This window comes from Niabella drilacis, from assembly GCF_900101395.1.
GTDB classification, from domain to species: Bacteria; Bacteroidota; Bacteroidia; order Chitinophagales; family Chitinophagaceae; genus Niabella; species Niabella drilacis.
Genome location: NZ_FMZO01000013.1, coordinates 78,609 through 91,176, shown reverse-complemented (window position 1 = coordinate 91,176; position 12,568 = coordinate 78,609). Strand labels below are relative to the sequence as shown.

16 protein-coding genes are annotated in these 12,568 nt (G+C 38.0%); 10 read left to right on the top strand and 6 right to left on the bottom strand.

Annotated elements, in window-relative coordinates; genetic code table 11:
• Positions 1 to 341 precede the first annotated feature (341 nt).
• The 4 genes from BLS44_RS19545 (at position 342) to dcd (ending at position 3,190) form a co-directional block, all read left to right on the top strand.
• Positions 342 to 650 carry a helix-turn-helix transcriptional regulator gene (locus BLS44_RS19545; protein WP_218127789.1) on the top strand — a complete coding sequence of 103 codons (309 nt, stop codon included), beginning with the start codon at positions 342 to 344 and terminating at the stop codon, positions 648 to 650.
• A 430-nt stretch (positions 651 to 1,080) separates the two neighbouring features.
• Positions 1,081 to 1,392 (top strand): hypothetical protein, encoded by a 312-nt coding sequence (locus BLS44_RS19540; protein WP_090391917.1) that lies wholly within the window; start codon positions 1,081 to 1,083, stop codon positions 1,390 to 1,392.
• An 18-nt stretch (positions 1,393 to 1,410) separates the two neighbouring features.
• Entirely contained in the window at positions 1,411 to 2,577 is a 1,167-nt protein-coding gene (locus BLS44_RS19535; protein ID WP_090391916.1) for a hypothetical protein, read from the top strand.
• A 4-nt stretch (positions 2,578 to 2,581) separates the two neighbouring features.
• Complete coding sequence (gene dcd, locus BLS44_RS19530) at positions 2,582 to 3,190, top strand: dCTP deaminase (RefSeq protein WP_090391915.1); 609 nt, start codon at positions 2,582 to 2,584, stop codon at positions 3,188 to 3,190.
• A gap of 11 nt (positions 3,191 to 3,201) precedes the next feature.
• Here the strand turns inward: dcd and BLS44_RS19525 are convergent, their stop codons facing one another.
• Together BLS44_RS19525 and BLS44_RS19520 are read right to left on the bottom strand one after the other, a co-directional pair.
• The gene (locus BLS44_RS19525) at positions 3,202 to 4,107 is read right to left on the bottom strand and encodes an ImmA/IrrE family metallo-endopeptidase (RefSeq protein ID WP_090391914.1); all 906 of its coding nucleotides are present in this window, start codon (positions 4,105 to 4,107) and stop codon (positions 3,202 to 3,204) included.
• Complete coding sequence (locus BLS44_RS19520) at positions 4,104 to 4,439, bottom strand: helix-turn-helix domain-containing protein (protein WP_090391913.1); 336 nt, start codon at positions 4,437 to 4,439, stop codon at positions 4,104 to 4,106. Before BLS44_RS19520 ends, BLS44_RS19525 begins: the two co-directional genes overlap by 4 nt.
• A 380-nt stretch (positions 4,440 to 4,819) precedes the next feature.
• Here BLS44_RS19520 and BLS44_RS19515 point away from each other — a divergent pair, with 380 nt between their 5' ends.
• From BLS44_RS19515 to BLS44_RS19505, 4 genes are read left to right on the top strand one after another with little or no spacing between them, the layout of a single operon-like run.
• Complete coding sequence (locus BLS44_RS19515) at positions 4,820 to 5,521, top strand: multiubiquitin domain-containing protein (RefSeq protein WP_090391912.1); 702 nt, start codon at positions 4,820 to 4,822, stop codon at positions 5,519 to 5,521.
• On the top strand, positions 5,496 to 5,945 hold the full coding sequence (locus BLS44_RS26835) for a DUF6791 domain-containing protein (protein ID WP_218127788.1): 450 nt from the start codon (positions 5,496 to 5,498) through the stop codon (positions 5,943 to 5,945). Before BLS44_RS19515 ends, BLS44_RS26835 begins: the two co-directional genes overlap by 26 nt.
• Before the next feature lie 2 nt (positions 5,946 to 5,947).
• Positions 5,948 to 6,685, top strand: coding sequence for a ThiF family adenylyltransferase (locus BLS44_RS26830; RefSeq protein WP_218127787.1), 738 nt, complete (start codon positions 5,948 to 5,950; stop codon positions 6,683 to 6,685).
• Positions 6,666 to 7,007, top strand: a complete 342-nt coding sequence (locus BLS44_RS19505) for a ubiquitination-like system serine protease family protein (RefSeq protein WP_090391911.1) — start codon at positions 6,666 to 6,668, stop codon at positions 7,005 to 7,007. The genes BLS44_RS26830 and BLS44_RS19505 overlap by 20 nt, the downstream gene beginning before the upstream one ends.
• Before the next feature lie 153 nt (positions 7,008 to 7,160).
• Here BLS44_RS19505 and BLS44_RS27210 read toward each other — a convergent pair whose 3' ends face one another.
• Both BLS44_RS27210 and BLS44_RS26325 read right to left on the bottom strand, forming a co-directional pair.
• The gene (locus BLS44_RS27210) at positions 7,161 to 7,481 is read right to left on the bottom strand and encodes a PDDEXK nuclease domain-containing protein (RefSeq protein WP_176954492.1); all 321 of its coding nucleotides are present in this window, start codon (positions 7,479 to 7,481) and stop codon (positions 7,161 to 7,163) included.
• 125 nt (positions 7,482 to 7,606) lie between these two features.
• Positions 7,607 to 7,918, bottom strand: a complete 312-nt coding sequence (locus tag BLS44_RS26325) for a hypothetical protein (RefSeq protein ID WP_143019855.1) — start codon at positions 7,916 to 7,918, stop codon at positions 7,607 to 7,609.
• Between the two features lie 194 nt (positions 7,919 to 8,112).
• Here BLS44_RS26325 and BLS44_RS19495 point away from each other — a divergent pair, with 194 nt between their 5' ends.
• The gene (locus tag BLS44_RS19495; protein ID WP_090391910.1) at positions 8,113 to 9,150 is read left to right on the top strand and encodes a hypothetical protein; all 1,038 of its coding nucleotides are present in this window, start codon (positions 8,113 to 8,115) and stop codon (positions 9,148 to 9,150) included.
• Positions 9,151 to 9,212: 62 nt separating this feature from the next.
• Here the strand turns inward: BLS44_RS19495 and BLS44_RS19490 are convergent, their stop codons facing one another.
• Positions 9,213 to 9,512 (bottom strand): helix-turn-helix domain-containing protein, encoded by a 300-nt coding sequence (locus tag BLS44_RS19490; RefSeq protein ID WP_090391909.1) that lies wholly within the window; start codon positions 9,510 to 9,512, stop codon positions 9,213 to 9,215.
• 84 nt (positions 9,513 to 9,596) lie between these two features.
• On the bottom strand, positions 9,597 to 10,838 hold the full coding sequence (locus BLS44_RS19485; protein WP_090391908.1) for a site-specific integrase: 1,242 nt from the start codon (positions 10,836 to 10,838) through the stop codon (positions 9,597 to 9,599).
• 770 nt (positions 10,839 to 11,608) lie between these two features.
• On the opposite strand from BLS44_RS19485, the gene BLS44_RS19480 reads away from it, so the two are divergent.
• Positions 11,609 to 12,568 (top strand): tyrosine-type recombinase/integrase, encoded by a 960-nt coding sequence (locus tag BLS44_RS19480; RefSeq protein WP_176954491.1) that lies wholly within the window; start codon positions 11,609 to 11,611, stop codon positions 12,566 to 12,568.

Sequence of the window (12,568 nt, the reverse complement as noted above, 5' to 3'; positions counted from 1 at the left end):
CTTAATGATTCTGAGGGTTACGACACCCTTGATCTCAAATAAGAACGCCCACGCCTGAACCTTAAAAATAAGGAAAACGCGAGCGATTTACCTTATCCTCCCGAGATCAATGATTTGTCGTAATTTCAGAATCGGGAATAAAGCAAATACGCTTTTATACGTTATTGTATAATTTTCTATGTCATAAAAAAGTTTTTATAAAATTGTTATGCAATATAACACAATTGTTACACAATAACAATTTTATTTTTCACAACAACTCTTTTAGTTAAAAATCAATTTGTTACAATCTTGTAAATTGTGTTCCATAAGAACAATTTATTTACCCGATGAGTAAAATAATGACCCCTAAAAGAAAATCTGCCCATCTGGTCATGAACAGGCTGGCTGTTGTTTTAAAAGAGGAACGAGTATCTAACAAGGATCTTGCAGAAGCGTTAGGTTATGAGCCGGCAACCGTATCAAAATGGGCTACAAATACCATACAACCCCCACTTGCTACCTTCTTCCGCATTGCGCTTACCATCAACCGGGATCTGAAGGACTTTTTTATTTCCTCTAAAGACATCGAGGGCGAGGAAAAGAAAAAACTGCTTAAAGAGTTGGCGGTAATTGCTGAAAAGGGAAAGAGGACGGGGAAGAAAAATTGATATGTTAGAAAATCTGATCAGGCATTACTAAAAAAGCGGCTGTAGCGTTCTATGAAAACTCAATACAACTAAAACCAGACAATCGGGAATCAATCGACAAAGTGGATGTCTTAAGACAAAAGGATAATTCATTATACCCACAATCTACTTTTCTTAAACTCAAAAAAACTTTTGGGCGTGCCTATTCAGCTGTTTACATATGTTCATCAAATTAGGAACAATAGCTAAATATATGAAATACTGCTACATATACAAGTTATTAACACCTGTTAATTATTTTGCGTTATTTATTCTCCTATATTTGATTATTAATTATAACTTAACATCAATCTTGTGTACTGTGCCAATTTAATAGCCACTACTGAAACCAAATTTGGCGTTTATAATCTTATTGCTCTTTCTAAGTTATTTAATCTGAAAAATAAGCGTTATGTTGTATTCGCATAATCAAGAAAACGAAAAACTTAAACTGTTTACTATTTTTCTTACCCATGCTGTGGAGGGAAATATTAACTATGCTTCTGCTGTTAATGATGTAATTCATGAAACGCATCAATATACAGTCGGGGAGAAGAGCTTATATGATATCAATAGAGATGCCATTAATATTATTTTATTATTGACAGACCTAGACAAATCATACTTTCAGCAATTATCGATTAGTCCTCACGATTACAATAAACAAACATATTCTAAAGTGTTAGATATTATAGCTAGCTCAAAAGAAGCTACTTATTATTAATGCGTAATAGAATTGCCAATGCTACCAAAACTATTTGAGCTTCACTTTTCGCAGCTTCTTGCCGAGTGGAAAACATCAAAATACAATAGCTATTCGGACGTTAGAAAAAAGGAATATCATGATAATCTCGCTATAATTATACAAAAACTAGAACTCGAAGATTTTTCGAGCATGACTGGAAGCGAATTAAGTCAAAGGTTTTACATAATCAACTTTGTCTTCAAAAGCTTAGAGTTTCTTAACCATAGTACAACATCAACAATTCCTTTCGAGCTAGTTTATGTATTAGAGCTGGCATTAAATGACTGGTCGTCATCAGATCAATACCTCATTGTCACTTCCTTAGTTAATGAATTAAATGGATTCAGCTTTGATAATACTTTAACTTCTGCTGACCTTCTTTATAAAGTTATTGAATTATTGTATGGAGTGACGTTCAAACAAAAACTAATACAAATAAATCTTCCTAAAACAATATCTAAAGACTACTTAGCTAACGTAGTGTTGTATCATGAACTTGGTCATTTTATAGAAAAGACGTATGTTATCGGTAGAGTAATTTATCTAGAATTGCTTAAGGCTATGAAAAGCGGACTACCTCCTAACGATGAGAGGGATGTTATCCAATATTTTCCATATCTAAGCGATCCTGATCTTGTAGATGAGCTTGAAAAAAACTATGGACCAGGAAATATCTTTGCAATGCACATATGCGAATATTTTTGTGACCTTTTTGCCAGCCAATACATCAAGGATTGCGCTAACTATTATCTCGAATACATAACCTTAAACAGTGTCAAATATAGCTCTTCACACCCATCAACTGTAAATCGGATTATATTTATTAATAACCACTTAACTGGCAAGTCAGGATATGTCATAAATGAGTACAAACGAATAATAAAAGACATAACAGGCCGGGAAATTGAAAACAGAAGCAAAGATTTTTCTTCACAAAATTTTGAAAAATTGATTCCTTTCGATGTAACAGATCCCCAAGAGCTTCATGGTTTGTTTATATATGGGTGGAAGGTTTGGCTTGATGATTGGAAGAACATCAACTCCGCTTCTGGAATAAAATTTTCTTTATCAAGCTTTAATGTATATGAGGTAATAAACAATCTGATAGAAAAATCGATTGGTAATTTTATCATTACCAAAGAATGGAACAGCATACCAAAATAAGTTTATGACATTGACAAAAACACAAATTAAGGCGCTTATAAAAAGTGAAAACTTGTCAATAAGCCCTCTATTAGAGGAAGATCAAATCGGCGATTTAACTATCGATTTTCGAATTGGCACAGATTTTTTAGTTACCATTAATGGAAGTAACCCGTTTATTGATGCCTCGTTGAACAATAATGACAAATTTCCAATTAAGAATAGCTTTCAAGAAACTCGGAGAAAACTGGGAGAAACTTTTCTACTCCACCCAAATCAAACAGTTTTAGTCAGTAGCTTAGAATACATAAAATTGCCATCAAACACATATGCCGAACTAACTCTTCGCAGTTCATATCTAAGACTAGGCCTAACAATTTCAGCAATTGTACAACCCGGCTATTGCGGGTGTATTTCAATGGAGTTAACCAATATAAATAAAGTCCCCATTAATCTAACAGTGGGCGCCGCGATAATTCAAGCAAGATTGTTCGAAATAAGCGAATCGATTAATTACTTTGAAAAAAAGAGAAAGTATATGTGCCAAGTTCGACCTGTAATGTCGGCGGTTGCAGCAGACAGTGACTTGAAACGTTTACAGTCAATTTGGAAGCAAAATAATTATGTTACTTAAATCTGTCCGACTTATACTTTTCCTACAGAAGAACTTTCAGTAATAATGATGTTTGTTCTTGATCTCTGTTTTTCTCCATTAGGATACAAAAGAACAAATCCGTTATATGAGTTGTTAAAAAATTGATAATTAAATTCTGTATTACCATTTAATGTTTGCAACTTTATACTATCGGAAAGAACGCCCTTCCTACCAATCAAATAAGAACTGGCAAAAGCCCATTTAAAATCAAATGTAGCGGGCCAATCTATATCGCCAAAGGTTTCGATAAATTTAGTAGAGGCGAAAAAAGCTTTTTTAAAACAACCCCGATTCGAATTCAACGATGATTTGTTTTCCAAAACTAATAAAGCGCACCTTTTAGGAGAGCATTGAATATACCTTCTCAAGGTCGCATGTATAGAACCTCCAAACAATTTCGCAAGTTGCATGTTGGACTCCATACTTAAATTCAGTTTCTTAAGTTCTTCTATGAAGATATCATGCTGAAATAAAGTTACGGAAGCGAAATAGTTTGCTTCTGCTTCAAACTCATCAATAACATAAGGGCTTAAGCTATCATCGTCGTCGTCCAGTACGTCATGCACTTTCGCTTGCCAAGGCAGAATACCATGTCCCACTTCATGAAGTTTTACAAAATTTCTCCGTGTCGGAAGCTGAGACAAATCTAAGTAAATTGTTTTTTTTCTTCTATCTAGTAAACCACGCACCTTTGACAGCGCTTTGAATAATGCATTAGTAGCTTTGCTCAAATAACTATCGTGAATCCTTGAGATATCAACCTGATTATTGACGATCAACTCAGAATAATCCACAATAGTATCTATTGGCGTCGGAAAAACCCCAAGCCCCTTGCAGCTTTTTAAAATATCATATGATATTTTCTCGATGTCTTTAGAGGAATGAAGCTCCGTCATTTTTTACTAAATCTTAGATACTTCAAATAATCTAATAAAGCTTGCTCCTCGTCATTTGTTAATTTTTCCGCCGACAGTGCTATTGTATTCAATAGCTTATTTTTTTGGGGGGATTCTTGCTCGATTATTCCGGCTGCATAAAGAAGACTATCCAGCTCAACATTATACAAGCTTGCTAATTTATATAAAACATTGGCGGACGGTTTCTTAATCTTGTCATTCTCCAATTGACTTAAATAGGCATTTGAAATACCAGTAGCTTCTTCAACTTGCCTTAATGTAAGAGAAATCAATTCGCGAGAATCCTTTAAGGTTTTTCCTAACGATTTCATGGAATTAATTTTTCGCAAAAATACACACTTCTGCGTTACAAAGCAAATATTGCTAAGTTTTTGGTAAATTTATCTATCTTTGCTTGATATATTTAGATTTTTGTTTTACTTTTGTTCTGTTCTCAATAGAAAATAGTATGCCGATCAGAAATAAAAACCCCAATCAACTGATACAGTGGTTGATTGGGGTTAAATAAGGGACTAAAGTTTTAGCGGACTCATCTCAGGCTGATCACCTGATTCTCCCCTTTTATTCGATTGCGAAAGTATAAGTTTCTTTTTATTATACCATACATCGAATTATTGCTGTATCGATGATTTAATAACTCCCATTAAGTTCATCGCGGTTTTATTGGAGAAAAAACAAAAAAATAATTAAAATGAAAAAAGAGACTTTTGAAAATGAAAAAGGGCATAATGTAGGCCTCCCCCCACTTCAACTAGTAATTGAAGCAAAAGGCTATAGCTGGAGCAAGCAGTATATAACTGGTGTAGAATTGAAACAACTGGCAGGAATCCCGTTGGATACGGATTTGTATTTGTCAGTTCAAAAGCCATACAGTGACGAACTGATCGAGAATGAAAAGCAGGTAAACCTTGCTCGGCCGGAGATAGAGCATTTCTTTGTTAAAAAGAAGCTTCAGTTCTTTATAAATCATCAGCCTTTCACCTGGTACAAGCAGTATATCAAGGGAAGTGAAATCCGGGAATTAGGTAATATTCCTCCGGAACATGAAATTTTCCTAGATATCAAAGAAGGTTGGCAGGATGACCCGATAACGGATGATGAAGTAGTGGATTTAGCTCGACCAGGTAAAGAGCGCTTTTATTCTAAAGAAAAACAGACTGAGGTTACTATTATTATTAACGGAACTCCACACAAATGGGATAAAAAACAAATAAGCTTTGTAGAAATCATTGTATTGGCATATAATGGTTACGTTGATAAGCCCACAATGGTTTATACAGTTGCCTATGAGGATGGACCAAAAGAAAACCCCGAAGGGTCTATGATTAAAGGTCAAAATGTCGTTGTAAAAAATAAAATGATTTTCCATGCAACAGCAACTGATAAATCTTAACCCCGACCTAAAGCAACTTTGGGACGAAGGCTATGACCTGGAAATATGCGGTGGACATTTACTTGTCCATCGCATCCCTTTCGTCAATTCTGATAAGCAAATTAAATATGGCATATTCGTTTGTGCTTTAACGTTAGCCAGTTCCACTAGAGTTGGTCGACCACAAGACCATACCGTATATTTTTGTGGAGAGACTCCCTGTAATATAAACGGCGTTCCGTTGACTGCTATTATTAATAACAGTACGACCCAGAGATTAACTGAGACCATTACCGTTAATCATTATTTCTCAAGCAAACCCCCTTCGGGCTACTACAACAACTACTATGATAAAATAAGAACCTATGCAGAAATATTAAGTGCGCAAGCAAAAAGCATAGACGGTGGTGTAACAGCAAGGCCCAAAAGGATAAAAGCAGCATAATTATGAAAAAGGAAATATTTAAATATCCCGACACGAATTCATCTCGGGCAAACATTGAATATCTTAATAGAAAATTTAGAGATCAAAAAATCGCAATTATTGGCATGGGAGGCACCGGTGGGTATATTCTGGATCAGGTAGCCAAAACGCCAGTTAAAGAGATTCATATTTTTGATGCAGATTATTTTCAGCTACACAACGCCTTCAGAGCACCAGGTGCAATATCCGCAGCAATGCTGGATTTGCCGGGCGGACTGAAAAAGGTAGACTATTACTATGGAGAATATTCTCGTATGCATAATGGAATAATAACGCACGATGAGTTTGTCTCAGAAAGCAATACGAACCTATTTCGAGAATTTGATTATGTATTTATCAGCGTTGATAAAAATAAAACCCGGCATCTGTTATCACAAACCTTTTCGAGCATGGGAATTAGTTTTATTGACGTGGGTTTGGGTGTAAATATGCTTGAAGACAACCTTATCGGTACGCTAAGGGTTACTACGGTTACGAAATCAAAGCAAGATCATATTGGCAATAGAATCGGATCGGAAGAGTTTGATGAAAACGATTATAGTACCAATATTCAGATCGCCGATTTAAACGCTCTTAATGCAATGCTGGCGGTGATCAAATGGAAGAAACTTAGCGGATTTTACCAGGATTTAAAGAAGGAGCATAATACCCTTTATTTTATCAATACCAGTAAATTGTTAAATGAAGACTATCCAATATAAATTTGTTGAATTCATTCCTAATACAATACAAGAAGAAGTATTGTACATTTCAATGGAGTACCGAACCGCAGTACATAATTGTGTTTGCGGCTGCGGTAATAAAGTTGTAACGCCGCTTACGCCTACTGACTGGAAGCTGATTTTTGATGGCAAAACGGTTTCCCTTTGGCCATCCATTGGCAATTGGAGTTTTGAATGTCAAAGTCATTATTGGATAATTAATAATGAAGTAAAATTTGCAAATAAATGGAGTAAAAAGAAAATCAAAAACGGAAGAAAAAAGGATAAAATATCTAAGGATAGATACTACAAAAGAAAATAGAAATTCTAAATAGGTTGATTTAAAAGTATTTCGGAGATTCGGAGACCAACATCTGGTTCACCAGCCCAATGAGCAAATTAAAAATATTTTGCAGTAGCAAGAAACAAAAAAGGAAGTAAAATGAAAAAAATTGCTGCACCATCTGTCCATTAATTAATAATAGCGCTGCCTAACATTACAGGCTGCTGATTTTATGTAAACGAGTGTCTTTGGGCTTAACAGCAAATAATGTTTGCGGGCCTTTCTTTTGTATGCGATTTTTCGGAATGTTAATATGACGCAATGCAAATTCTGCTTCAATATTATTTTTATCCCGGCATATTCAGGAATAAACTTTGTATTTTTTAGCTCTATAACCACGTAGCATTTAAGGTGGGTATGGTAAAACAACAGGTCAATATAATAATCAGTTTCCCCAACGGGTACCAGGGATTGACGACCGACAAAAGCAAATCCTTTCCCCTGTTCCGGCATAAATTCTGCATCCTTATTTTCCGGCGGCTACTGCTGCTCTTGCAGTTTAAAAGTCTTCGGGTTTTTCATATTTCGCCTGGTGTTACTTCACAGGATGTGCTGATTTTCTTTTGGACTTTCTATCGCTAAATGCCAAAACCCGGTTTTCTACTACGTCCATACCAACGGAACAAAAATTTAATTGTCAGCAATTGTACCTCTTGCTGAACGCGCTTACCTGTGTTCGCAATAGTTACTGCACTGACAAAAAAGCCGACACCGGAGGCTTTTTGCCACGCCCGCTCCGAAGGCGTGGAATTATAGTTGTGCACAACTACACATCTTGCTGAATGCGTTGAAGCGCGTTCGAAAACGCTGCCAGAACCATAAAGAGGAACAGTTACCGCATATCTTGTCATAATGGCAGCAATAGAGTCTTTTTTAAGGGTTATTTCCATTGCTAATTTTCCGGGGTTTATTTTCGCTCAACAGGGTTTTATTCCGGCCGGGTTAGTTTACCATTAGGGATATTTGTTGTTGTTGTTGTTGTTATCTATTATGTGCTTCCTGCATCCGGGTAAATAGTTCTGCGGTTGTTTCTAAATTTGATAATAAATTCGCAATTATATTAGTAAAAGTATTCAGCATTTCTATGAAACATTCCGTATTTATAGCAGCAGCGCACCAATATCAATCTCCGGAAAAGATATCGGGCTTTACAGTTGGTAATAATAAAATACTGGCTATTACTAAGGACAAACCCGAGATCATTGCGCTCAATAATGATCTTACATTTCTTTGGAAGCGTAATTTTTTATTGCATTGGGGTAAATATGTTCCGCCACGCATTACCATTAGCCCGGATGATTTATTAATCGGAATTGCGGAAATAAATGCCATACGTTTGGCCACCATTGACGGAACTGTACTCTTCCGGCAGGAGCACGAGGCCTGGGATGCTTTCCTGGGAGGCGATCTGTTTTTTACGGAAAACCATGTGCTATTTGTAACTCCCGGACCGGAAAAAGACCGGCTGACAATGATGGAGCTTTCCAATTTTAAAATTATTTCCACCATTGAGCTTCCAGGTAGGCAGGAAAACAATTATACATTCCATCGCACGCCACATCCTGAAATGATATTGCTGGAAGCTGCCGCTGGGCAGGATGATTGTACACTGTTTCTTATTAAACAATCCACGGGGAATATAACAATTGAGGAACTGAAGGTGTGCAATGACCGGATCATGGGCGGCTTTTCCCCTGATGGAGGCCTGTTTGTTACTGCCCCACATTATGATGAAGGAATTGAATGGTTTTCCTTTCCATTGGTAAACCGTGCAGGAGAAATTTCCCAGTCCGAGATCTTTAATAATGTAGATCCGCTGCCGGCAGAAGAACCTGATTCATTAAATTACCAAACCCTTTTTATTGCAGATAAGATAATCGCGGTTTTAACAAGATTTGGCCGGATACTGCTAATAAATATCGACACCGGAAAGATTGTAACAGAATTAACCCTGCAGGAATTGGAACCAAAAGGTTATGATGAAGGCGGACAAGAAACCCGGGATCCTGAAAAAATTTATGATTATGCATCGGATCTTACAGAATTAAAATTTGTTGCTCCCAACCGCTTACTGGCGCGCCACAGCTCCGGAAAACTGTTGTCGTATTCCTTATCATTATAGGGGAAATCTTCAACCACTATACTGCTAAAGAAAGAAATTTGTTCAAAATAAAAGATGGATCGCTAACGAATATCCGGATCAGTAAAATACCTTTTTACTTCCGTGGCAAGCACATATAAATGCCTGCTTTTCTTCACCGTCTTTATTTTGTTTTCAGCAATCAGCTCATATAATTTGCTTTTTTTAATGCCCACGGCTTTCATAAATTCCGTAGCAAGGATATAATCGGCAGTAATTCCTGGTTCTTTATATTGTTCCCTTTGATGGCGCAGTTCTTCCCGGATTTGCTGCAGCAGATCCTTCTGGGCCTGCCATTCTTCCGCAGGGATCATGACCAATGTATAAGGCTTTACCGGGTTCATCTTTAGGTTTGCATTTAAACCCGCAAACTATTCCCTGTCAAATGTTAAAACGGTGAGATACTGTTATGTGGGAATTTTGATCATTTATATACCCAGCGCAGCAAAGCTTACATTTTCGGTTCCTGCGATTACCTCTGCAATATTTACCTTATAATAGTTTTCGGTAGTGGCTTCTTTTTCATGTCCGGCCATTTTAGAAACCACCGGCCGCTTAGCACCCAGGCGTATCCACATTTGTATATTGGTGTGGCGCGCAATTTTATTGGAGATCTCTCTGTTAATTCCCGCCGCCTTTGCGATCACCTTTACGTTCCGGTTATACACCTGTGGGTCTACAAAGATGTTTCTTCGGAACCAATACTCGCTTTCGGTATTGGGATCCATAAATTCTTCCAGCGTGGCAACTCCATCCGGAAATTTCCACAGCGGGATGATGGTGGCGTTCCCGTTTTTATCCCGCTCCCCAATGATATAATACCCGTGTTCGAAATCCTTTCTTACATGCTTTCGCTTAAGCGTTTTCAGGTCGTTATAGTAGTATCCGGTATAAATTTGGAAAAGAAATAGTTTTTGATCTCGTTTTTGCGCCGGGTATTGCTTATCTGTTACCACTTTTTTGAAGGCCTGGATCTCGGTGATCTCCAGATGCAGCCCTTCTTCCTTATCCGGCACTGAAATTTTTACATCTTCAAAGAAAGACTCTACCTGTTTAATATCCAACATTCCATCCCTCTTGGCGGCATATTCCAGCACCACTTTAAACTTGTCGAAGTAAGATTTGATAGTAGCAGGGGCCAGGAGCTCATTTTTCCGTCCGCGCTGCTCAGCCAGGTAATTGCGGATGCGGGCGACCATTTCCCAATCAATTTCATCAAAGCGCAGGGCAGGGTTGAACTTATCCAGATGCTTAATAAACGCGTCATACTTTTCCCAGGTGATATCGGTAAGAACCACCGTTGGTGGCGGTTTTCTCATATAGTTTTTGAAATAATCGTTGAAAATTTCCCGGTTTCCTTTAAAACCCAGTGCCTTATCAACATGATAAAAAGAGAGCTTCCTTTTCTGGGAATACAGGCTTCGGTGGATATCGATGATCCTGGTGCGGGTTTGATTAATGGCTTCGTTGATTTCAAGGTTATACGGATTGGTTTCGGCCACCCAGAAAAGGTCATTGCCGGTCCAGTCTTCCATGCTGACCTTTACGGGAAGAGGTACCGGATAATACCTGTGCACGTTGTCAATCGTAACACGCATATGGACAGGGTAGAGCCCTTTCTTGTTTTTCCGATTCCGATAGTTAATTATAATACCGATAGATACTGCCATGATGTCCTCCCTTTTGGTTCACAATCGCTGATATTACTCCAGCATTTTCCTGACAGGGAGTATCAAAACCCGTGCAAATGGCAAACAAAATGGCAAATAAAAGTGCAAACAAACCAACGGAAATGGGCGGATTTCGGCGGAAATTACATCGGGTGTCAAAATGACGAAACCCGCTATAGTAGCGGGTTTCAGCGTTCATTGACGTCTTTTCGATTCGTCTTCAGCTCCCCCTGCTGGACTTGAACCAGCGACCCTCTGATTAACAGTCGGAAAATAGCGCATAAAAATTCATAAATAAAAATACACAAAACATAGGCCGGTGCCCGTAATACCAGTATTTTCAATACTTTCAGGACAATCCATTTTTATACATTTTTACCTCCTTTTATAATTTTTGTTTGCAATTTGTTTGCAAGTGACCTAAATTGCAAACAAATTCAGCTATGGCAGTCGCAAAAATCATTTTGGACAAACGTTATGAAAGTCCGGACGGCGGGTATGTGGTTAAACTCCGGGTCACAGATGATCGGAAAAGCAAATATTTCTCAACCGGCCACAAAAAGGACGCATTAAAAGGGAATAAAATCGCTGACACCCTCGAATTGAACCGGAAGTTCACCCAAAGAGAATTTGAGGCCATAATGAACGGAAAACGCCTTACGGACAAACAAAAAGAATACCGGCAGGCATTTGCCAGCTTTGAAGCAAAGGCCGTCGAATGCATCAATGCTTTGCCGGTTTTCAGCTTTGAAGGATTTGAAAAACTATACATGATCAACCGGGGGGCCAAAGATTCTTTGAAGATCGCTTTTGACGAAAAGGCAAAAGAGTTGCGGGCAGGCGGAAAAGTAAGCAGCGCGGTAAATTTTGAATGCTGCATTAGAAGCATTGAAAAACACAAAAAAGGATTGAGGCTCGCGGATGTTACGCCGGCATTTCTGAAGACATACGAAAGGCACATGTTGGATAACGGAAAAAGCAAAAGTACCATCGGCATTTACCTTCGTTCTTTACGGGTGATAATGAATGAAACTATAGCCGACGGGCGGCTTGACAAATCATTGTACCCATTCCGAAAAGCGAAATCAGAAAAGGGAAAGTATACAATCCCTACAAGTCGGAATATTAAAAAGGCTATGTCCGCAGAAGACCTGTCGAAATTGTTCTACTATCGAAGCGAAATAAAAGCGATACAGCAGGCTGCCGATTTTTGGAAGTTATCATTCCTTTGCAATGGTATGAACATAAAAGACCTTTTGACCCTTAAATGGAAAAACGTTGATGGAGACTTTATAAAATTTGAACGTTCCAAAACCAGCGACACCAAGGATGTTTCTGAACCTATTATAGCCCACCTAAAACCTGAAGCAATGGCGATCATTCGCAAATACGGCGTTAAAAGCCTGTCGCCTGAAAGCCTTGTATTCCCTGTCCTTTCTGATAAAATGGATGCCGAAAGACAATACATGAAAATTCAAAATTTCGTTCACCATATCAATAAAAATCTTGCGAAGATTTGTAAGGACTTGAAGATTCCCAAAATCACAACATACGCGGCGCGGCATTCATTTGCAACGCGCCTTATGCAAAACGGGGCCAATGTCGCGTTCATACAAAAGTCATTGGGGCATACTTCAAGCAAAACAACCGCGGCCTATTTGGGCAGCTTTGAAAACGACGCAATTAAAGATCTAACAGACAAAATAATTCCAATACGCGAGGTGAAATAA

Excerpts from the sequence above, each read along its gene's own strand:
- BLS44_RS26325 (WP_143019855.1), bottom strand. The coding sequence starts at position 7,918 with ATGGAAATAACCCTTAAAAAAGACTCTATTGCTGCCATTATGACAAGA.
- BLS44_RS27210 (WP_176954492.1), bottom strand. The coding sequence starts at position 7,481 with ATGCCGGAACAGGGGAAAGGATTTGCTTTTGTCGGTCGTCAATCCCTG.
- BLS44_RS19540 (WP_090391917.1), top strand. The coding sequence starts at position 1,081 with ATGTTGTATTCGCATAATCAAGAAAACGAAAAACTTAAACTGTTTACT.
- BLS44_RS19505 (WP_090391911.1), top strand. The coding sequence starts at position 6,666 with ATGAAGACTATCCAATATAAATTTGTTGAATTCATTCCTAATACAATA.
- BLS44_RS26835 (WP_218127788.1), top strand. The coding sequence starts at position 5,496 with ATGCAACAGCAACTGATAAATCTTAACCCCGACCTAAAGCAACTTTGG.
- BLS44_RS19485 (WP_090391908.1), bottom strand. The coding sequence starts at position 10,838 with ATGGCAGTATCTATCGGTATTATAATTAACTATCGGAATCGGAAAAAC.
- BLS44_RS19495 (WP_090391910.1), top strand. The coding sequence starts at position 8,113 with ATGAAACATTCCGTATTTATAGCAGCAGCGCACCAATATCAATCTCCG.
- BLS44_RS19525 (WP_090391914.1), bottom strand. The coding sequence starts at position 4,107 with ATGACGGAGCTTCATTCCTCTAAAGACATCGAGAAAATATCATATGAT.
- BLS44_RS19545 (WP_218127789.1), top strand. The coding sequence starts at position 342 with ATGACCCCTAAAAGAAAATCTGCCCATCTGGTCATGAACAGGCTGGCT.
- BLS44_RS19515 (WP_090391912.1), top strand. The coding sequence starts at position 4,820 with ATGAAAAAAGAGACTTTTGAAAATGAAAAAGGGCATAATGTAGGCCTC.
- BLS44_RS19480 (WP_176954491.1), top strand. The coding sequence starts at position 11,609 with ATGATCAACCGGGGGGCCAAAGATTCTTTGAAGATCGCTTTTGACGAA.
- BLS44_RS26830 (WP_218127787.1), top strand. The coding sequence starts at position 5,948 with ATGAAAAAGGAAATATTTAAATATCCCGACACGAATTCATCTCGGGCA.
- BLS44_RS19535 (WP_090391916.1), top strand. The coding sequence starts at position 1,411 with ATGCTACCAAAACTATTTGAGCTTCACTTTTCGCAGCTTCTTGCCGAG.
- BLS44_RS19490 (WP_090391909.1), bottom strand. The coding sequence starts at position 9,512 with ATGAACCCGGTAAAGCCTTATACATTGGTCATGATCCCTGCGGAAGAA.
- BLS44_RS19520 (WP_090391913.1), bottom strand. The coding sequence starts at position 4,439 with ATGAAATCGTTAGGAAAAACCTTAAAGGATTCTCGCGAATTGATTTCT.
- dcd (WP_090391915.1), top strand. The coding sequence starts at position 2,582 with ATGACATTGACAAAAACACAAATTAAGGCGCTTATAAAAAGTGAAAAC.